Source organism: Paenibacillus sp. LRG-1 (assembly GCF_057220305.1).
On record NZ_CM170126.1, the window covers coordinates 68,260 to 87,865 of the forward strand.

General features: G+C 46.9%; 19 protein-coding genes. All 19 read left to right on the forward strand.

The annotated features are described in order from the left end of the window. The first annotated feature begins 18 nt into the window (after positions 1 to 18). The 19 genes from cysK to ACUUJN_RS00415 all read left to right on the forward strand — a co-directional run bounded on the left by cysK (position 19) and on the right by ACUUJN_RS00415 (position 19,585). On the forward strand, positions 19 to 957 hold the full coding sequence (gene cysK, locus ACUUJN_RS00325) for a cysteine synthase A (protein ID WP_028542507.1): 939 nt from the start codon (positions 19 to 21) through the stop codon (positions 955 to 957). A gap of 126 nt (positions 958 to 1,083) precedes the next feature. Further along, positions 1,084 to 2,706 carry an anthranilate synthase component I family protein gene (locus ACUUJN_RS00330; protein ID WP_340960047.1) on the forward strand — a complete coding sequence of 541 codons (1,623 nt, stop codon included), beginning with the start codon at positions 1,084 to 1,086 and terminating at the stop codon, positions 2,704 to 2,706. Positions 2,707 to 2,711: 5 nt separating this feature from the next. Next, the gene (pabA, locus tag ACUUJN_RS00335) at positions 2,712 to 3,287 is read left to right on the forward strand and encodes an aminodeoxychorismate/anthranilate synthase component II (protein ID WP_013308153.1); all 576 of its coding nucleotides are present in this window, start codon (positions 2,712 to 2,714) and stop codon (positions 3,285 to 3,287) included. Positions 3,288 to 3,290: 3 nt separating this feature from the next. Continuing rightward, positions 3,291 to 4,187 carry an aminotransferase class IV gene (locus ACUUJN_RS00340; RefSeq protein WP_338533050.1) on the forward strand — a complete coding sequence of 299 codons (897 nt, stop codon included), beginning with the start codon at positions 3,291 to 3,293 and terminating at the stop codon, positions 4,185 to 4,187. Continuing rightward, the gene (folP, locus tag ACUUJN_RS00345) at positions 4,184 to 5,050 is read left to right on the forward strand and encodes a dihydropteroate synthase (RefSeq protein WP_023986456.1); all 867 of its coding nucleotides are present in this window, start codon (positions 4,184 to 4,186) and stop codon (positions 5,048 to 5,050) included. The genes ACUUJN_RS00340 and folP overlap by 4 nt, the downstream gene beginning before the upstream one ends. 457 nt (positions 5,051 to 5,507) lie before the next feature. Then, complete coding sequence (folB, locus tag ACUUJN_RS00350) at positions 5,508 to 5,870, forward strand: dihydroneopterin aldolase (RefSeq protein ID WP_023986457.1); 363 nt, start codon at positions 5,508 to 5,510, stop codon at positions 5,868 to 5,870. Positions 5,871 to 5,879: 9 nt separating this feature from the next. After that, on the forward strand, positions 5,880 to 6,428 hold the full coding sequence (gene folK / locus ACUUJN_RS00355) for a 2-amino-4-hydroxy-6-hydroxymethyldihydropteridine diphosphokinase (RefSeq protein WP_076294556.1): 549 nt from the start codon (positions 5,880 to 5,882) through the stop codon (positions 6,426 to 6,428). Further along, on the forward strand, positions 6,380 to 6,580 hold the full coding sequence (locus tag ACUUJN_RS00360) for a helix-turn-helix domain-containing protein (RefSeq protein WP_175405216.1): 201 nt from the start codon (positions 6,380 to 6,382) through the stop codon (positions 6,578 to 6,580). The genes folK and ACUUJN_RS00360 overlap by 49 nt, the downstream gene beginning before the upstream one ends. 45 nt (positions 6,581 to 6,625) lie before the next feature. Next, positions 6,626 to 7,654 (forward strand): tRNA dihydrouridine synthase DusB, encoded by a 1,029-nt coding sequence (dusB, locus tag ACUUJN_RS00365; RefSeq protein ID WP_023986459.1) that lies wholly within the window; start codon positions 6,626 to 6,628, stop codon positions 7,652 to 7,654. A 214-nt stretch (positions 7,655 to 7,868) separates the two neighbouring features. Further along, positions 7,869 to 8,345: a transcription elongation factor GreA gene (greA, locus tag ACUUJN_RS00370; protein WP_013308160.1), complete on the forward strand. Its 477-nt coding sequence runs from the start codon at positions 7,869 to 7,871 to the stop codon at positions 8,343 to 8,345. A gap of 110 nt (positions 8,346 to 8,455) precedes the next feature. Continuing rightward, complete coding sequence (lysS, locus tag ACUUJN_RS00375) at positions 8,456 to 9,976, forward strand: lysine--tRNA ligase (protein ID WP_023986460.1); 1,521 nt, start codon at positions 8,456 to 8,458, stop codon at positions 9,974 to 9,976. 90 nt (positions 9,977 to 10,066) lie between these two features. Beyond that, positions 10,067 to 11,404: a TrkH family potassium uptake protein gene (locus ACUUJN_RS00380; protein ID WP_023986461.1), complete on the forward strand. Its 1,338-nt coding sequence runs from the start codon at positions 10,067 to 10,069 to the stop codon at positions 11,402 to 11,404. A gap of 294 nt (positions 11,405 to 11,698) precedes the next feature. Next, a complete protein-coding gene (locus ACUUJN_RS00385) occupies positions 11,699 to 12,232 on the forward strand; it encodes a hypothetical protein (protein WP_025719307.1) in 534 nt (177 codons plus the stop codon). 467 nt (positions 12,233 to 12,699) lie between these two features. Continuing rightward, positions 12,700 to 13,470 (forward strand): enoyl-ACP reductase FabI, encoded by a 771-nt coding sequence (gene fabI, locus ACUUJN_RS00390; RefSeq protein ID WP_013308164.1) that lies wholly within the window; start codon positions 12,700 to 12,702, stop codon positions 13,468 to 13,470. Between the two features lie 12 nt (positions 13,471 to 13,482). Beyond that, positions 13,483 to 14,943 carry a class I adenylate-forming enzyme family protein gene (locus ACUUJN_RS00395; RefSeq protein ID WP_053324333.1) on the forward strand — a complete coding sequence of 487 codons (1,461 nt, stop codon included), beginning with the start codon at positions 13,483 to 13,485 and terminating at the stop codon, positions 14,941 to 14,943. A gap of 44 nt (positions 14,944 to 14,987) precedes the next feature. After that, complete coding sequence (locus tag ACUUJN_RS00400) at positions 14,988 to 16,211, forward strand: aldehyde dehydrogenase family protein (protein ID WP_028542503.1); 1,224 nt, start codon at positions 14,988 to 14,990, stop codon at positions 16,209 to 16,211. Further along, positions 16,208 to 17,908: a thiamine pyrophosphate-binding protein gene (locus ACUUJN_RS00405; protein ID WP_484669139.1), complete on the forward strand. Its 1,701-nt coding sequence runs from the start codon at positions 16,208 to 16,210 to the stop codon at positions 17,906 to 17,908. The genes ACUUJN_RS00400 and ACUUJN_RS00405 overlap by 4 nt, the downstream gene beginning before the upstream one ends. Before the next feature lie 23 nt (positions 17,909 to 17,931). Next, on the forward strand, positions 17,932 to 19,173 hold the full coding sequence (gene fabF / locus ACUUJN_RS00410) for a beta-ketoacyl-ACP synthase II (protein ID WP_484669140.1): 1,242 nt from the start codon (positions 17,932 to 17,934) through the stop codon (positions 19,171 to 19,173). Positions 19,174 to 19,177: 4 nt separating this feature from the next. Then, entirely contained in the window at positions 19,178 to 19,585 is a 408-nt protein-coding gene (locus ACUUJN_RS00415; protein WP_025721676.1) for a 3-hydroxyacyl-ACP dehydratase FabZ family protein, read from the forward strand. Positions 19,586 to 19,606: the final 21 nt, after the last annotated feature.

Sequence of the window (19,606 nt, forward strand, 5' to 3'; positions counted from 1 at the left end):
AGTCAGGGAGGAATTATCATGGCTAAAGTTGTTAATAACATCACCGAACTTATCGGGGAAACTCCCCTCGTTCGGCTCAACCGGATCGTACCGGAAGATAGCGCCGAAATTTATTTGAAACTGGAATATCAGAACCCAGGCTCCAGTGTAAAAGATCGTATTGCGATTAGCATGGTAGAAGAAGCTGAACGTGAAGGTCTGCTTAAGCCAGGCGGTACGATTATTGAAGCAACTAGCGGTAACACAGGAATCGGCTTGGCTATGGTTGCTGCTGCGAAGGGCTATAAGGCAGTAATCGTTATGCCAGAAACGATGAGCATAGAGCGTCGTAATTTGTTGCGTGCTTATGGAGCCGAACTTGTGCTAACACCAGGATCAGAAGGCATGAACGGGTCCGTTAAGAAAATGGAAGAATTGCTGAGTGAAAATCCAGAATATTTTGCTGCTGAGCAGTTCAAGAACAAAGCTAATATCAAAATTCACCGTGAAACGACCGGTCCTGAGATTGTGGAAGCCATTCGTTCCATTGGCGGAACTCTGGACGCTTTTATAGCTGGAATAGGTACTGGCGGAACCATTTCTGGTGCCGGAGAAGTGCTTAAGAAAGAATTCCCTGATATTAAAGTTGTGGCTGTAGAGCCTGCCTCTTCCCCACTGTTAGCAGGCGGTAAGCCAGGACCCCACAAAATTCAAGGACTTGGTGCCAACTTTATTCCTGAAATTTTAAACCGCGATATCTATGATGAAATTATTCATGTAGAAAACGATGAAGCTTTCGAGGTAGCACGTAGAGTGGCCAAGGAAGAGGGCATTTTGTCCGGTATTTCATCTGGCGCGGCTGTTCATGCGGCTTTGAAACTTGCTAAGCAATTGGGCAAGGGTAAACGGATCGTTGTCATTGTTCCAAGTAATGGAGAACGTTACCTGAGCACACCACTATACAATTTCGAGCTGTAATTATGTCGTAATTGTGTATACTATACGTAAGGATTCCCTCATTTCCCTGTTGCAGGGGGGTGGGGGTTTCTTTTTAAGGAGAGAATATAGACTTATTGAAAAGTAGGGAAGGGGAAGCACACACGGATGAAATCGACAGCTAGAGTGACGGAGACGCAGTGGCAGGTTTGGCAGGAGGAAGGCTGGAGCATACTTCCCTATATTGCTGAGTACCCATTACCCGTGGGGGGGCTACCGTCATCGTGGCGGAAGGCTTGGGAGGATTCGTCTCCATATGCCTTTTTGCTGGAGAGCGCTAAAGGTGGGAGGTACACCTATCTGGCCTTAAATCCGGTTGCTATATTGGAGGGCAAGGGAGAACATGCAGTTTGGACTGATTTGCAAAGCGGGAAACATGGAGATATGCATGGTCAACCTTTGAAAGTCATGAGCAACTGGATCGCTCCTTACCGTGCGCCGCGTGTACCTGGCATGCCTTTTTTCTCTGGAGGATTTGCGGGTTATCTTGGCTACGATGTAGCTCGCTCGTTGGAGCGTTTGCCATCTCAAGCTGCAGACGATACAGACATACCTGATTATGTATGGATGAGGGTGGATGAGCTATGGATTTACGATCACGAAAAATCCTCCATATATTGTGCTGTTCATATGCCCGCTCCTGCGCATTCCGATAAAGTCAGCAGTGATACCGATTTGACCAATCGCGTTATGCTGGATGGGCCGAATCCTATACTTTGCGAGCATTACGCGGAAGCTGCCCAACGTGCAGAACGTATGCTGACTCAGTGGAATAACATCATAAATGCAGGAGAGATTGATCCTGCGTACCCTCGTCGTTGTGCTAGGCTCGCCGAAGAAGGGTTAGAGGCTGCTCATCTTGAATCTGAAGGCTGGACAGCGGCATTCAACCAACAAGATTTTGAACAAGCCGTGAAACGTGTGCAGGAATACATTGCCCAAGGGGATGTATTCCAGGTCAACTTATCGATTCGTCAGCAACGTGCGCTTACAGCCCTCCCTGAAAATATATATGAATGGCTTCGTCTGCTGAATCCTTCCCCTTATATGGGTATGCTGCGTATGCCAGATTTACGGATCGTTAGTGGCTCGCCGGAATTGTTGGTGAAGCTGGAGGATGGACGTGTGAGCGCCAGACCAATTGCAGGTACGAGAAGAAGAGGGCTAACACCGGATGAAGATGCCGCTATGGCAGCAGAGCTTCTATCAAGCGAAAAAGAACGCGCCGAGCATATTATGCTCGTCGATCTGGAGCGTAACGATATCGGACGGATTGCCGAATACGGATCGGTGCATGTGCCTGAACTGCTGACGGTCGAATACTATTCGCACGTTATGCACCTGGTTTCTCAGGTTGAAGGAAAATTAGCCTCGGGTCGTACAGCTATAGATGTAATTGCTGCTACCTTTCCAGGCGGAACCATTACCGGGGCACCCAAGGTGCGCACCATGGAAATTATTGAAGAATTAGAGCCCGTTCGTCGGGGGCCTTATACAGGGTCCCTTGGATGGATTGACTATAACGGCAATATGGAATTAAATATTATAATAAGAACACTAGCTGTTAAAGGCAGCACTGCCTATTTACAGACAGGTGCGGGGATCGTCATTGATTCAGACCCGTACAGGGAATATCGGGAATGTCGGAACAAGGCTAGAGCTGTCATGAAGGCGGTACAATGTGGTGAAGAAGAAGCCGCTTTGAGCAGAAGCGGTATCACAGGAGGGTGAGTCGTATGATTTTGGTGATTGATAATTATGATTCGTTTACGTACAATCTTGTTCAATATTTAGGTGAACTTGGCGAAGAAGTAACCGTAAAACGGAACGATGAGATTGATGTGAAAGGCATAGAAGAGCTGGCACCAGAGCATATTTTGATCTCGCCGGGTCCATGCACGCCGAATGAGGCAGGGATATCACTGGATGTGATCAGCCATTTTAAAGGTCGCATTCCGATTTTTGGCGTTTGCCTCGGCCACCAGGCCATCGGACAGGCTTTTGGCGGTAAGGTTATCCGGGCTGAACGACTCATGCACGGTAAAACATCACCGATTCTTCATCACAATACGTCAGTATTTGAAGGCTTGCCTTCTCCGTTCACAGCAACCCGGTATCACTCATTGCTGGTGGAGCGCGAGAGTCTGCCTGAGTGTCTAGAGATTACCGCGGAAACCGCAGAAGGTGAAATTATGGGTTTGCGGCATAAAGAATTTGCCGTAGAAGGAGTTCAGTTCCATCCAGAATCCATTATTACGGATTATGGGCATCAACTGTTACGCAATTTCCTAAAACGCAAGGTAGGCGTCTGATTCATGAAATATATCGGAGTCAACGGCGTCCTCACGGAAGCCGCAAAAGCCGTGATTCACGTAAGTGATCACGGCTTTTTATACGGAATGGGCTTGTTTGAAACATTCCGCACCTACAAGGGTGTCCCATTCTTGCTGGATCGGCATCTACATCGACTGCAGGAAGGTTGCCGAATGCTCGGCATTCCTTTTCAACCGGATGAGGAGCAACTTACGAGACACATCCAACATCTGATGGTGGCGAATGGACTGGATGAAGCCTATATCCGTTACACCGTATCAGCTGGCGAAGAGGTGCTAGGATTGCCGACAGGGGACTATACGCGTCCTAATTATATTCTGTTCGCTAAACCGTTGCCCTCTACCAATACACAAACCGGGCAATCCACTTCCCCATCGGCGCTTCAGTTGTTGCGAACTCCCAGAAATACTCCAGAGGGTGAGGTTCGCTTAAAGTCGCTCCATTATATGAATAATATTCTTGCAAAGCGGGAACTTCAGCAGTATGCCGAGGCTGTCCGTTATAAGGCTGAAGGAATGATGCTTACGGCGGATGGTTTTCTGGCAGAAGGAATGGTCAGCAATCTGTTCTTTGTGCGGAACAATACGTTGTATACCCCTGACTTGTCTACAGGGATTCTGCCAGGCATTACGCGTGAATTCATTTTAGAGCTGGCGGATCTGCGAGACATTCCTTGTGAGCAAGGCCTGTACCGCTGGGACGAGCTGAAACAGGCTGATGAAATTTTTATGACCAACTCTATACAAGAAATACGGCCCGTGGATTTGTTGTTGGAGCCGGGAGGAGCAACGAACCATTTATCGGTTCCCTTGACGCAGCCCAGGTCCATAACAGCTTTGCTGTTGCACGATTATAGACAGAAAGCAGGGATCAAGTGAACATACCGACCCTTTATCAACGTAGTTACCGAATGGGGGATGCCGAGCTTACGCTCGGACATTCCACACAGATCATGGGTATACTGAATGTGACCCCGGATTCATTTTCCGATGGAGGATTACATTATAGTCCCGAGATTGCTGTTTTACATGCATTGAAGCTGGTGGAAGATGGAGCGGATATCATTGACATTGGTGGGGAGTCTACTCGCCCGGGTCATGATCCAGTAGGTGTGGAAGAGGAGCTGGCTCGGGTCATTCCGGTCGTTCAGGCCATCCATCGTATCGCACCGCACATTCCGTTATCTGTAGATACTTACAAAGCCGAGGTAGCCAGGCAGGCACTTGAGGCTGGCGCACATATCATTAATGATGTGTGGGGGTTTAAGGCAGACCCCGATATGGCACGTGTAGCTTCGGAATTCGATTGCCCGGTCATTTTGATGCATAATCGTCATGACCGTAACTATAGTGATTTAGTTTCTGATATGCTGTCCGATTTAAAAGAAAGTATCCGATTAGCGCTGGATGCGGGGGTACGTGAGGAACAGATCATTTTAGACCCAGGTATCGGTTTTGCCAAGGATTACGATGAAAATATTCATGCCATGACTTCTCTCGATACATTGAGTCAGCTGGGCTTTCCGCTGTTATTGGCTACGTCGCGCAAAAGGTTTATTCGTACAGCACTGGATTTGCCTGTGAATGATGTGGTGGAGGGCACGGCGGCTACCGTTGCCTTTGGCATTGCTCAAGGGTGCCAGATTGTGCGTGTACACGATGTGGCGCAAATCAAGCGCACCGTACGTATGTGTGATGCGATGGTGTACGGGTCTAAAAATGCACTGAGTTATGGTGGTTAGAAGACGCTTCATGAATGATTTGATCCTGCGATCGCTGTTGCAACGGGATTCTTTTGAATTGGTAAACATATGACTGTTAGAATCCCGTTGCAAAGGCGAGCGCTTCGCTTCTCCGGATTCAAATCCTTCATTCCGCTACAACGCGCCATAAAGTCACTGTATTTTTAGGGAGTTATTTATTGTGTAAGGTGAACAGAAGAATAGATCAAGTAGAACGAGAACGGAGTAGGCGGAATGGTGCTGTACAAGCAAAGCGGTCGCTTTAAAAGCTTTCCGTAGGAAAGCTCGCTTCGGAAGCATCACTTCCCCGAATTTCTACTTTTATTATAGGTTTTATTCAAGAAATCTGGGGCAGTGGCGATGGGGAGCACCATCCGACTGCGCAGTGGCACGATACGAAACTTTTAAGTTGAGCTTATTGAGAAAATCTAATAAAAAACAGGGGGGGATACCCACGATGGATAAAATGGTTTTGCATCGTATGGAGTATTACGGATATCATGGCGTTTTTCCAGAGGAGCGCAAGCTGGGACAACGTTTCTATATTGATTTGGAACTGGAGCTTGATCTGCGTGAAGCGGGTGAGCAGGATGCTTTGGACAAAACGGTTAATTACGCCGAGGTGCATTACACCGTTAAAGATATTGTAGAAAAGGAATCTTACCAATTGATTGAAGCTTTGGGCGAACGTATTGCATCTTCCCTACTGGACACTTATACTAGTGTCAATGCACTGACTGTCAAAGTCACAAAGCCGCATCCGCCGTTTGATATTCATTTTCAAGGCGTGACGGTTGAGCTTTATCGCGCAAGAAAGTAGGAACGATACATGAATGCACATTCGACCTCTGAGGCATCAGAGGCTTATATTGCTTTAGGGGCTAATTTGGGGGAGCGCGAGCATACCCTGTATGAAGCCATTACGGTGCTGGACGAACATCCGGGTATACGGGTGCTTCGGTGCTCCAGCCTGTACGAAACAGAGCCTGTTGGGTATCTGGATCAACCTTCTTTTTTGAACATGACGGTAGCCGTATCTACAACACTTGCTCCAGAGGAGCTTCTGGTATATATGCTGGAGGTGGAGAGTCGTCTGGGGAGAGTAAGACACATTCCTAATGGGCCACGAACCATTGATCTGGATTTGTTATGGATGGAAGCGGCGCAACTGGCTACACCGGATTTGGAGCTTCCTCACCCTCGTATGTTGGAGCGTGCTTTTGTGCTGGTTCCTTTGGCTGATATCGTTCCGAACCAAGATCCGTCCGGTCTGTACAGTATCGTGCATACTGCATTGAATTCTGTGGATGGAAAGGACGGCATACAGCTTTGGAAAACATGCAGCTGGCGCAACGACTCCGCGCCTTTCGGAAGCTAAAAGGGTTCACACAGCAGGAGTTGGCAGAACGTACTGGTATATCTTTGACTGTATTAGGTGCTGTGGAGCGAGGCAATCGTAGAGTAGACCCAGACATGCTGAACATCATCGCCCAAACGCTAGAAATTGAAGTCCGGGAACTGACGGAATGACGATAAGTATACGATATAAAAGAAGGAATAAAGGGGTGAACAGATATGTTGAAAATCGGCGATATTGAAATGAAAAACCAAGTCGTCTTGGCACCCATGGCAGGCGTGTGCAATCCTGCTTTTCGCTTGATCGCCAAGGAGTTCGGTACAGGCTTGGTATGTGCAGAGATGGTTAGTGATAAGGCCATCATTCACGGCAACAAGCGTACACGTGAGATGCTGTTTGTAGATGAGCGCGAGAAGCCGCTTAGCTTGCAAATTTTTGGAGGCGACCGCGAATCTTTGGTGGAAGCAGCGAAGGTGGTAGATCAGGAAACGAATGCAGATATTATTGATATCAATATGGGCTGCCCGGTTCCCAAAGTGACCAAATGTGATGCAGGTGCTCGTTGGCTGCTCGATCCAAACAAGATTTATGAAATGGTATCGGCGGTAGTGGAATCGGTAAGCAAGCCGGTTACCGTGAAAATGCGTATTGGTTGGGATAGCGAGCATATTTATGCCGTAGAGAACGCTCGCGCTGTTGAACGTGCCGGAGGTCAGGCCGTTAGCGTACATGGCCGTACACGGGAGCAACTGTATACGGGACATGCGAATTGGGATATTATAAAAGAAGTTAAAGAAGCAGTTTCCATTCCTGTAATTGGGAACGGTGATGTGGCATCACCGGAAGATGCCCGCCGCATGCTGGATCTGACCAATTGTGATGGCGTTATGATCGGACGCGGTGCTCTGGGGAATCCGTGGATGCTCTACCGTACGATTGAGTACTTGCAATCAGGTGAGCTGTTGCCCGATCCTTCACCGGAAGAAAAAATCCGCATTGCCATTCTGCATATGGATCGTCTGGTTGCATTGAAGGGTGAAGCGGTAGCTGTCCGTGAAATGCGCAAGCATCTGGCTTGGTACCTCAAGGGGTTTAAAGGTTCTGCACGTATTAAGGATGTCATTATGGAAGAAACAAAGCGCGACGATATGGTACGTATTTTGGATCAATTTGTATCTCAATTGCACATGGTAGAAAACGATGAGCCTTCTACAAGTGCTGCTTCTCCTGCTGCTGTTGCGCAATAAGGAAGCTGTTCCGGCCTGCGCACGCGATTGACTTTTCCAATTGCTTGCCCTATAATCGTTCAGTATAAAATCTTGATGTATGCTACAAATTGTGTGCAGCTCTCAAGACAACAGCAGGAAATGTTCTCATTCCCTCAGAGTGGCATATTATGTTTTGAAAGCGTGCATTCCGATGCACTTTTAAACTTTTCCCATGACAGGAGAATCGGTTAAGATGAGCGATAAAGAAGTCATTCTGACACAGGAAGGTCTTAGAAAGCTCGAAGATGAGCTTGAGAACTTAAAGTCTGTCAAACGCCGCGAAGTGGCTGAACGGATTAAGGTAGCCATCGGGTACGGAGATATTAGTGAAAACTCCGAATATGAGGATGCGAAGAATGAGCAGGCCTTTATTGAAGGCCGTGTAATTACGTTGGAAAAGATGCTACGCAATGCCCGCATTATCAATAGTGATGAAATTGACACCGATGTTGTGGGAGTAGGTGCAACTGTGACCGTTGAAGATTTGGAATTCGGAGATATTACAGAGTATGCTATCGTAGGTTCCGCCGAATCCGACCCGCTACAGAATAAGATTTCGAATGAAAGTCCGGTTGGCAAGGCAATTCTCGGTAAGAAAAAGGGAACTGTTGTGGATGTCACCGTTCCAGCAGGCGTTATTCAATATAAAATCGTGGATATCAAGAAATAAGACACGGACTTTGGAATTTAATGTAAAAGCTTCCTTGTGGAAGCTTTTTTTCTCTACACCCGGACGGACCCCGGCCCGTCTATTCATATTGAAGGAGCTGATTTAGCACCATGTCGGATGAAACTACTAACCAGGAAACACAAGAAAATCGCGAGGAATTAAGTGAACTATTACAAATTCGTCGTGCCAAATTGGACGAGCTTCGCGCATTGGGCATTGATCCTTTTGGACGCAAATACATACGCACGGCTGAAGCGGGCGTACTACTGAGCAAGTATGACAGTTTGACTAAGGAAGAACTGGAAGAAAAGAATATTGAAGTTAGCATAGCAGGCCGTATTATGGCTAAACGTGTTATGGGAAAAGCCAGCTTTGCTCATATACAGGATCTTAGCGGACGTATTCAAATTTATGTTCGTCAAGACACGGTACCTGAATCCAAATATAAAGCATTTGGTATTTTGGATCTGGGTGATATTGTTGGTGTTAAGGGTGTGCTCTTCAAGACCAAAACGGGCGAAACGACAATCAAAGTGCTGGATATTGAGGTCTTGTCCAAATCCTTGTATCCATTACCAGAGAAATATCATGGCCTGAAGGATGTTGAATTGCGTTACCGTCAGCGGTATGTCGATTTGGTTATGAACCCTGAAGTACAAAAAACGTTCATTACACGGTCCCGTATTATTCAATCCATGCGTCGTTATCTCGATTCGCTCGGCTATTTGGAAGTTGAAACCCCAACATTACATTCCATTGCTGGCGGGGCGGCGGCGAAGCCATTTGTTACGCACCATAATGCATTGGACATGCAGCTTTATATGCGTATTGCTATTGAACTCCATTTGAAACGACTAATTGTCGGCGGAATGGAGAAAGTATATGAGATCGGTCGTGTTTACCGTAATGAAGGTATTTCGACCCGCCATAACCCTGAGTTTACGATGATTGAGCTGTATGAAGCGTATGCTGATTATAAAGATATCATGCAATTGACGGAAAACATGGTTGCACATATTGCGCAGGAAGTACTGGGCACACAGCATATTCAATATCAAGGCCAGGAAGTGGATCTGACGCCGCAATGGCGCAGAGTCTCCATGGTTGATGCTGTTAAAGAAGTAACAGGCGTAGACTTTAGCGTGCAGATGAGTAATGAAGAAGCTCATCGCCTTGCGAAAGAGCATAAAGTTTCGGTTGAACCGCATATGACATTTGGCCATATCCTGAATGCATTCTTTGAGCAGTTCGTAGAGGAAACGCTTATTCAACCTACCTTTATTACTGGACATCCGGTTGAAATTTCGCCGTTGGCCAAGAAAAACGAACAAGATCCGCGGTTTACGGATCGCTTCGAGCTGTTCGTGGTTGCTCGTGAGCATGCGAATGCGTTCACTGAGCTGAATGATCCAATCGACCAGCGCCAACGTTTTGAAGCACAATTGCTGGAACGTGAGCACGGTAACGACGAGGCGCATGAAATGGATGATGACTTTATCCGCGCCTTGGAATACGGGATGCCACCAACAGGTGGACTGGGCATCGGCATCGATCGTTTGGTTATGTTGCTGACAGATGCGCCTTCCATTCGCGATGTGCTGCTTTTCCCGCATATGCGTAACCAACAGTAGAATAACATAACATTATGAATATAGAGGATCAGCCGGGCTTCCCGTGTCTTGTTCCTCTTTTTCATAAGAACGGATGGAGAGAATACTCTAATGAAACGCAGCGTCAAGCTTAGTCGGTTCGCATCGCCTCCTTTTATATTGGTCATCGGATATTTATTGATTATTGCATTGGGTACTTTGCTACTGATGCTTCCTGTTGCCAATCATAGTGGTCATGCTCCGCATTGGATTGATTCGCTTTTTACGTCCGTCTCAGCCGCTTGCGTCACAGGACTGGTCGTTGTTGACGTCGATTCAACGTATACGATGTTTGGCGAAACCGTCATTTTGGTGCTGATGCAGCTAGGCGGGCTGGGGTTTATGACCTTAGCGACCTTGTTTGCGCTGTTGTTGGGGCGGCGATTATCGTTAAAGGATCGGTTGCTGCTTAAGGAGGCTATTAATGCCGATAGCATGGAAGGGATCGTGCGTATTATTCGCAAGGTGCTGATCTTTTCCTTTACCATTGAGGCGATAGCTGCCGTCGTCTTAGCTTTGCGGTGGATGCGAGAGATGCCTGTCGGACAAGCGATATATTATGGAATATTCCATTCCGTATCCCTCTTTAATAACGGGGGATTCGATCTGTTCGGGACTAGCTTCCAACAGTACGCTGGAGATTTTGTTTTCAATATGATTGCATCTGTGCTCGTTATATCAGGAGGCTTGGGTTTCCTTGTACTTAGCGATCTGTTCGATTTTCGCCGTACCCGGAGACTGTCTCTACACTCCAAAATGGTGCTTAGCGTGTCGGGAGTGCTCATTGTGGTTGGTGCGCTGGTTTTATTTGTTTTTGAGTTTACCAATGCACGAACCTTGGGTGCGCTGAACTGGGAAGGCAAAGTATATGGAGCTGTCTTTCAATCGGTCTCCACGAGATCATCAGGTACGAGCACAGTCGATATCAGCGGGTTAAGGCAGGCAAGTCAGTTTTTTATTATGTTGCTGATGATTATCGGTGCTTCTCCGGGCTCCACGGGAGGAGGAATTAAAACGACTACGTTTCTGCTTATGGTAGGTGCGCTAATCGCCGTCATGCGAGGACAGAAGGAAATTGTGTTTTTCCGTCATAGGGTCCCCAAAGATATCATGATGCGGGCGCTGACCATTATTGTACTGGCCCTATTTATATTCTCGATTGTGGTTATACTGCTCTTAATGACAGAGGATGCGCCATTTCTCTCCCTTGCATTTGAGGCTGCTTCCGCAATCGGAACGGTAGGGTTGTCTGTAGGAGTGACGCCAGGATTGTCTGACGCAGGCAAGCTGATTATTTGTGTGACTATGTTTATTGGTCGGATTGGTCCTCTTACGATTGCCTATGCCATTCGTCCACGCTCGACCAAGACATTGTACCGTCGTCCCGAAGGTCATATTGTAATTGGATAGTGTATCTGTAAAAAAAGATGTACCCGTGCTGATTAGCATAGGTACATCTTTTTTCATTTCAGATTATCATAATTCTTTATGGGTAGCATATCATGTAAAATGCCCATTTTGAGAACAAGACGAAATGGGCTGAACAGATACTGATTTTCGCAGAAAAAAACGGCTATTTGTTTCCTTTTATGTAATTATAGACAAAATACTAGGAATATTATGTATAATATTGTATGATAGTGGGCATGAAAGGGGGATAGTTGAGGTGAATACCAATTTCTAATTTGAAAGGAATCATCTATTATGTATTTATTTATCATTAGTGCAGAAGTTTTATTTTGGGTTTTTGTTGTTGCAGGGTTAATCGCAAGGTATATGTTTGGCTTGAAGAAATTAGGCGGTCTTCTTTTACTATTTACCCCCATTATTGATATCCTGTTACTGATTGCGGTGTTCATCACGGTGAAAAGTGGCATGGAGATTACGACTGCTACTGGCTTGGCGGCCTGTTATTTTGGTATTACAGTAGCATTTGGTCATAGGTTAATTAAGTGGGCGGATGTACGGTTCTCCCATTGGTTTGGTAAGGGACCCAAGCCTGAACGTAAGTATGGTGCTGCTCATGCAAAAGAGGAACGGATAGGTTGGTTGCTTCACCTTTTGGGCTGGGCTATAGGTAATGCTTTGTTGCTCGCCATCATTGTGTATGTTGATGATCCGCAGCGTACGGTGTCTTTGGAGGGCATTATGCAAACATGGGCGATCGTTCTGGCAATCGACTTTGTTGTCTCCTTTAGCTATACTTTAGCTCCCAAAAAACAAAAGCGTAGTCTATAGAGGTTAAGGCTTTACACTTAGATTAGATAAAATCTGGCTGGTCACTCAGGATGTTCAAATCGGAAGACTCATTGTTGTTGAAAATGAAGTGGTTACTTCCGGTAGTGGGGTGAGTCCGTCGTCGAAATGTAAATATTTACAAAAATATGAGGATTTTATGTTTAACTCACTTTGACAGTCACCTTATTTTTGCCTCGCTATCTTTTTTCACACACATGTATCCCTTTCGATTTGAACACAGACCACCAGAAGCAACACAACTATTTTTTGTGAGATGACAGACAGCATGCAAGATGTGTTACACAAATTTTAAAATAAATTTTGTGATTTGCCTAAAACGTCGCCTATCCAAGTTTGGCAATTAACGCGATAATATTCCAGGAAAGATTACATATGTCTATAAATGTAGACATACGCAGTTAAGTTGTTATTTTGTTTAAAAATGTAAAAAAAGAAAGGTGGTTTCTGTGGCAGTACTACTGAGCGGTAAGAACATTTTGATTATGGGCGTGGCTAATAACAGGAGTATTGCCTGGGGGACAGCTCAATCTTTAGCTGCTGAAGGAGCACAGCTCATTTTTACTTACGAAAATGAGAGGGTTGCAGAGCGGGTACTAAAGCTCGTTGAAACCATTCCAGGAGCACTGGTCTGTCCTTGTAATGTTCAAAGCAATGAAGAGCTTGATGCATTGGCGGATTTTCTAAAAGAAAAAGTAGGCGTATTACATGGTTATTTTCACAGTGTCGCCTATGCTAAGGCTGAGGATTTGGATGGCTTGTTCGTTGACACTTCTCGTGAGGGATTCGCCGTTGCACAAGAAATCAGTGCCTATTCTCTGGCTGCTGTCTCCCGTCGAGTATACCCACTGATGACAGAGGGTGGAAGTATCGTCACCATGACGTATATTGGCGCAGAACGAGCGATCAAAAATTACAACGTTATGGGTGTGGCGAAGGCTTCACTGGAAGCCAGCATGCGCTATCTGTCGAATGATCTGGGCACATATGGCATTCGCGTAAATGCGATTTCCGCTGGTCCGATACGGACCTTGGCTGCCTATGGCATTAAAGATTTTAACACAATGCTCAAACATATTGAAGAAACTACGCCCCTACGCAAGACGGTTGATACGTCGGAAGTCGGAGATACGGCGTTATTCCTATTTTCCCATTTATCGAGAGGCATTACGGGTGAAGTTATCCATGTAGATGCTGGATACCATATTACGGGGATGTAAGGAGGGAACGTTGTGCTTATTACGCATACGGATTGCCGTATTATCTCACCTGAAGGAGTTATGACTAGGGAGCGTCTGGAGCGAGACGTTACGATCTTCTCCCGGATGTTGACGCTCAGAGGAATTCCCGAAGACGGTAGAGTGATTCTGAAAGCGGCCAATTCCTATTGGTTTGTTGTGTCTCTGTTCTCCCTGTGCAATATTGCTGTTTCGGTGACTGTGGTGGACGAGCAGACTGTGCTCGATGAGGTGGCCCAAATCTATGATGAAGCGGGTGCCTGTTGCATCCTTACGGATTCCGATTTAGAACTTCCTCATGCTCTCGTTATTCTGATTCAAGATCTGATTCAAGAAGAAGCAGTACACCCGGATTGGGTGGGAGAGCCAAAGCTTGAAGCCCTCGACTTTAGCAAGTGGTGCGAGAGGTCAGATGCGCTCATTCTGTATTCTTCAGGTACGACGGGCAAACCCAAGGGAATCGTGAAAGCTGGTTCAGCTTTTATGGAGAATATCAGGCATTCCATACACGCCATGAACTACCTACCGTCTGACCATATGCTCCCCGTTGTGCCTTTTTCTCATTTTTATGGAATCTCACTTATCTTCTCCTGGTGGTTAACTTCATGTTCTCTCATCATCTGCAATCCAAAAAACCTCTGGAGCGTCATTGCAAGTATTACGAAAGACCGGGCGACGGTCGTAGACGCTAACCCCTCTGCTTTTTACACCTTGTTGCGTATGCTAAACCGAAAACCCGAACAACTGGAAATGGTCAAGGAAGCTCCGGTGCGCATGTGGTGCGTAGGCGGTTCCCCACTTACCCAGGACCTTGAAGAGAAATTTAACAACATATTTGGACAGCCCCTGCTGAATGGTTACGGCCTTTCTGAACTGGGCAACGTTACGCTGGGGACGCTAGAGTGTCCGAAGGGTTGTGGCCTACCATTACCTGGTGTGGATCTGAAAATACTAGATTCTACAGGCAACCAGCAGGCGGACGGTATCGTAGGCGAAGTGTGGATACGCAGTGCTGGATGCATGGAAGGTTATCTAAATCGTCCAGACCTGACGCAATCCGTTCTACAGGACGGCTGGTTCAAGACGGGGGACCTGGGCTATCTGGATGACGGAATGCTGTATGTCATTGGTCGCAGCGGTAAGACGGTCAACCGGATGGGCTACATGGTATCTCCGGTCTATATTGAGGACCGAATTGGTTCGCTAGGCTACCGATCCTGCGTGATTACCTTGGAGGATGAGGCTAAAGGGACATTGCTTGTCGCATTCATCGAAAGTGATTCCTCACAGGTCGTGCCTGTGCTCCGCAAAGAGATGAGTCAGGTACTCCCTTCATACATGTTTCCCGATCTTTTGCTTCCGCTCGATCATTTTCCTTTAAATCGCAATGGAAAAGTAGATCGTCTGGAGATGGAGCGTGTTGCTCTAGAGAAAGCTGCTTCTCGCAAAGCATAACAAGATATATACCAAAACTGCATACAGGAAAGGGAGAATGTGCCATGAGTATAAATCCAGAACTGGCAGAAAACACACTGTTTCTGAAAAGGCATGAATCTATTCTGAAATGCCTCAATTATTTGATTGAAAATCGGCAGGAAGTGATGGATATTCTCACGCAATTTTCATCCTATCGGGCCGCCAATGCAGAAATTGACTCCACGATCCTCACACTTCAAGGTGCTCTGCAAGAAGTGCAGACCTATCAGCCAAGCTGGCAACGATCTATGGCTGTATTCATGCCTTCCAACGTCATTTTGTACTCCTATGCATTATACCTCTTGATTCCGTCCCTGTACGTTGAAAATATAGACTTTCGCCCTTCTTCTCACGTAAACGAGTACGTCAACATGCTGCATGAAAAGCTTCAGGCTGTACACGGATTACCCATCTATATTCGTAAGGTCAGTCAAAGGGTTTTTATGGAAAATTCGGTTATGCCAGCTGATATTGTGGTGTTCACCGGGAGCTATGTCAATGCGGAGAAGATCAAAAAACAAATCCGAAAAGACCAACTCTACATCTTCTATGGACAAGGGATCAATCCTTTCGTCATCGGACCCGATGCTGATCTGGAACTGGCGGTTACCGATGTAATCCGAATGAGACTGTTCAACTCAGGACAGGACTGCCTGGGACCCGACATCATTCTGGTACATCAAGATGTGACAGAGAGCTTCAAAAACCTGCTGATTATGCGGCTTGACCAACTTGTGTTTGGAGCCAACGATGATCCGAACGCAAACTATTCCCCTATTTTCTATAAAGATGCGCTGAACTCAGTTTCTGAATATTTTAATACGAACGATAAGTTTATTATCTACGGCGGTGGCATTGATTTCCGTACGAAAAAGATGGAGCCAACGGTTGTATATAGCGAGCTAGATCAGGATTTGGAGATTATTGAGTATTTTTCACCGGTCTTCAACGTGGTTAGCTACCGAGACGACGAGCAGCTGATCAAGCGTATTTCCTCCAGTTATTTCAGTGAACGAGCAATGGGTTGCAGCTTATACGGGTCTAGTCACCTGGCGGACGTTCTGCGAAAGAAGCACACGCTGACCATTAATCAGACGCTTGAGGATGTGGATCAAGGCAATAAGCCTTTTGGTGGCTATGGCACGATGTCGAACTATATTTTTTACGATTTCAAGCTCATTTCGAAGCCGATCTTGATTTCAGAAATTGTCGCAGAATATTTGTCGGAAAAGAGGAGTTTGGTATGACTGCGAGCTTCTTTCCCTGGGATGCCATCATTGGCTACTTAAAATCGGCTGGGGTTCAGCATCTCTTTGGATTACCAAGTGATGATCTCAAAATCGTATCGTCACTCCCCTCATCCGGTATGGATTTTATTCTGTGCAAAGATCAACGTAATGCTGTGTTTATGGCAGCAGGTTATGCGCTCACCACCAACCAGATGTCCGTATGCGTTGTGGGGAAAGGCCCTGCGCTCAGTAATACACTTACAGGGCTACTGGAGGCCAAGAACCTGGGCGCTCCGCTCCTGCTTTTGGCGCTTGGCACTGGCGGAGACAAGCTGGGTACCCGATCCTTTCAGGAAGCCGATCAAATCTCACTCGTGAAGCCGCTCGTAAAATGGGCTTATCGTGTCGAGCATGTGGATCGGCTTGTATGGGCGATGGAGCGGGCTGCCTTTTTGGCTATCAATGGAGCACCGGGTCCCGTCTATATCGAACTCCCTGAAAACCTGATGGACCAGCCTGTGCCAACAGGGCTTCAGTTTACCCCACCAGAAAAGCTGTCGTGCTCTCCGTCTCGTCGGGAGTTGGATGCATCGTGGGAAATTATTGAGAACGCCCGCAGACCACTCATTCTAGTCGGAGGCGGCATGAAGTCAGGTACAGGTGATGTGATTGAGCGGTTCGCTAACCAACATGGAGCGGCCTTGTTCGCAACCGCCTCGGGACGGGGTGTAGTTGATGAAGACCACGAACTCTTCTGTGGTGTTGCAGGACTCTATACAGATCTCAGTCTAAGACAAATCTGGAAGGAATCTGATGTGGTGATCACACTGGGCAGTCGATTGGAAGAAACGGCTATCTTCGAGTGGGATATTTTGCTACAGGATACACCTTTGATTCAAGTCAATGTAAATCTGGAGGATTTTGCACACGAATACAAGGGTATCAAGGTGCTCGGTGATGGATATGCAGCGGTGGAGCAGTGGCTTGAACGACGTGGGCAGGAGCCTGATGGAGTGTGGCTTGAAACGATTGGGAGTTGTAAACAGGAGGCTTTTTCTCACAGGGCTATTTATCTGGAAGAGCTGAAAAAGACCCCTGGAATCCACGTTCCTGAGCTGTTGGACATGATTCAGACGGAGTTCCCTGAAAATCTAGTGCTTCTTCAAGAGAATGGATTGCAGGATATGTGGTCCTATTTTTATCCATATTTTCGCTTTGCCCACGGTTCTCTTTCGATTGTTCCTAGTGATCAAACGAGTCTTGGATTCGGTGCGGCGGCTGCTCTGGGAGCAAGCGTGGCAACACAACGTCCAGTAGTGGCACTTGTAGGTGACGGTGCGTTCAATCTCTTTTGTTCGGATTTTATGACGGCGGTGGAGTATCAAATACCGTTAATCTATATCGTACTCAATAATGGTGGCTATGGTTGGTTGCAGAATCAGATGAATTATAAACATCTCACAGGGCAGTCCCTCCCGTTTGTTTCTGAGGCGGCCAAGACAGGAATTCAAATTCCTCAGTATGAGTTTGTGGAAAGCCTTGCAATTCGGAGTAAGGGAGAGGCACGGGAACAGCTTCAGCTTGCTTGGCAAAAGTATCAGGAGAACAAGCTTGTGGTCGTCGAGGTATATGCTGATCTTGCGGATGTGCATGAAAAAATCAGTCATGTGTATGGCGACTTTCCTCTCTACGAGCAACAGGCTTCCAAGAATTAATTTCAACGAAGGACGTGGATACAGTGAGAAGACGTGTTGTAGTGACTGGACAGGGAGTCGTAACGCCGGTCGGGCTTAATCTTACGGATTTCTGGAATTCACTGTTGGAAGGAAAAAGCGGAATCGGACCTGTCACTGCTTTCGATACAGCGGACATTCCGACAAAGATCGGTGCACAGGTTACGGGCTTTGACCCATTGCAATATATGAGCAAGAAGGAAGCTAATAAAGTCGCACAGTTCACTCAGTTTGCTTTGGCGGCTGCCCGGCAGGCAGTGGAGCAATCAAAATTAGTGATTGATGAGCGGAATGCAAGTCGCGTGGGGGTTATTGTCGGTTCTGGAGCAGGCGGCCTCGACGTTATAGAGGAGAACTATGGGAAATTAACAAAGCTTGGTCCCAAAAGAGTTTCTCCTTATTTTGTTTCCTCGATGATGATTAATTCAGCACCTGGTGAAATCTCCATTGCTATTGGAGCCAAGGGGCCTTCTTTTGCTGTGGTTACGGCTTGTGCCACAGGAAGTAATGCCATTGGTGAGGCATTACGTACGATCCAGTACGGCACGGCTGATGTTGTGGTTGCCGGTGGAGCAGAAGCCAATTTTAGTCAGCTTGATCTGGCATCTTTTGCGAATATCCATGCTCTCTCCAGACGTAATGAAGAGCCGCAGAAGGCTAGTCGTCCGTTTGATGTGGATCGCGATGGATTCGTCATCGGTGGAGGAGCAGGAGTTTTGGTGCTGGAGGAGTTGGAGTATGCTTTGAACCGCGGAGCCACCATTCTGGCCGAAGTTGTGGGTTACGGATGCACAACTGATGCGTATCATATCACGGCTCCAGATCCCTCTGGCTCCGGCCCGGCAGAAGCGATCAACATCGCACTGCAGGATGGCGGCTTAACACCGCAGGAAATCGACTATGTCAATGCCCACGGTACGAGTACGCCATTTAATGATCGTATGGAGATTAACGCTATTCAAAAAGTATTCGGGGAGCATGCCACCCAATTGGCGATATCGTCTATTAAATCCATGACTGGCCATTTAATGGGCGGTGCAGGGGCAGTCGAATTAATTGCGACTGTGCAGAGTATGATTCACAGCAAAGTACCACCGACACTCAATTGCGACAATCCTGAAGCTCCTGAATTGAATTTTGTGCCGCATGTATATCAGGAACGCGAGGTCCGCGCGGCGATTAGCAATTCATTTGGTTTCGGAGGGCACAACGTCTGCCTTGCTGTTCGCAAGTGGGAAGGGGAATAAGCCTGTGAGCGAAGAGCTGATCCATATCCCGGATGTGCTTCCGCACCGGTACCCATTTCTTCTGTTGGATGGCGTGACCGGGTACGAAACGTCGCAATGGGCGAAGGGATACAAGCTTGTCACCTGGAGTGAGTGGTTCATTACTGACACTAACCCATACATGCCTCCTATGTTGATTGTGGAGTCGCTTGCACAATTAGCGGCATTCGCTGCGATTGATAAAAAAGGAATTTCATACCTGACTAACCTCAATGGAATTCGATTCCACAGCTTGGCCAAGCCTGGGGACCGAATTGATCTTTATTTTGAAGTGATCAAGCGTCGGCGGGGCTATATTCTTGGAAGCGGTCGGGCTTCCGTAGGGGATCGATTGGTGGTTGAGGCGGAAGAAATTGTTTCACTGGATCAATGACAGGGTGGAAGCGCACGTTAA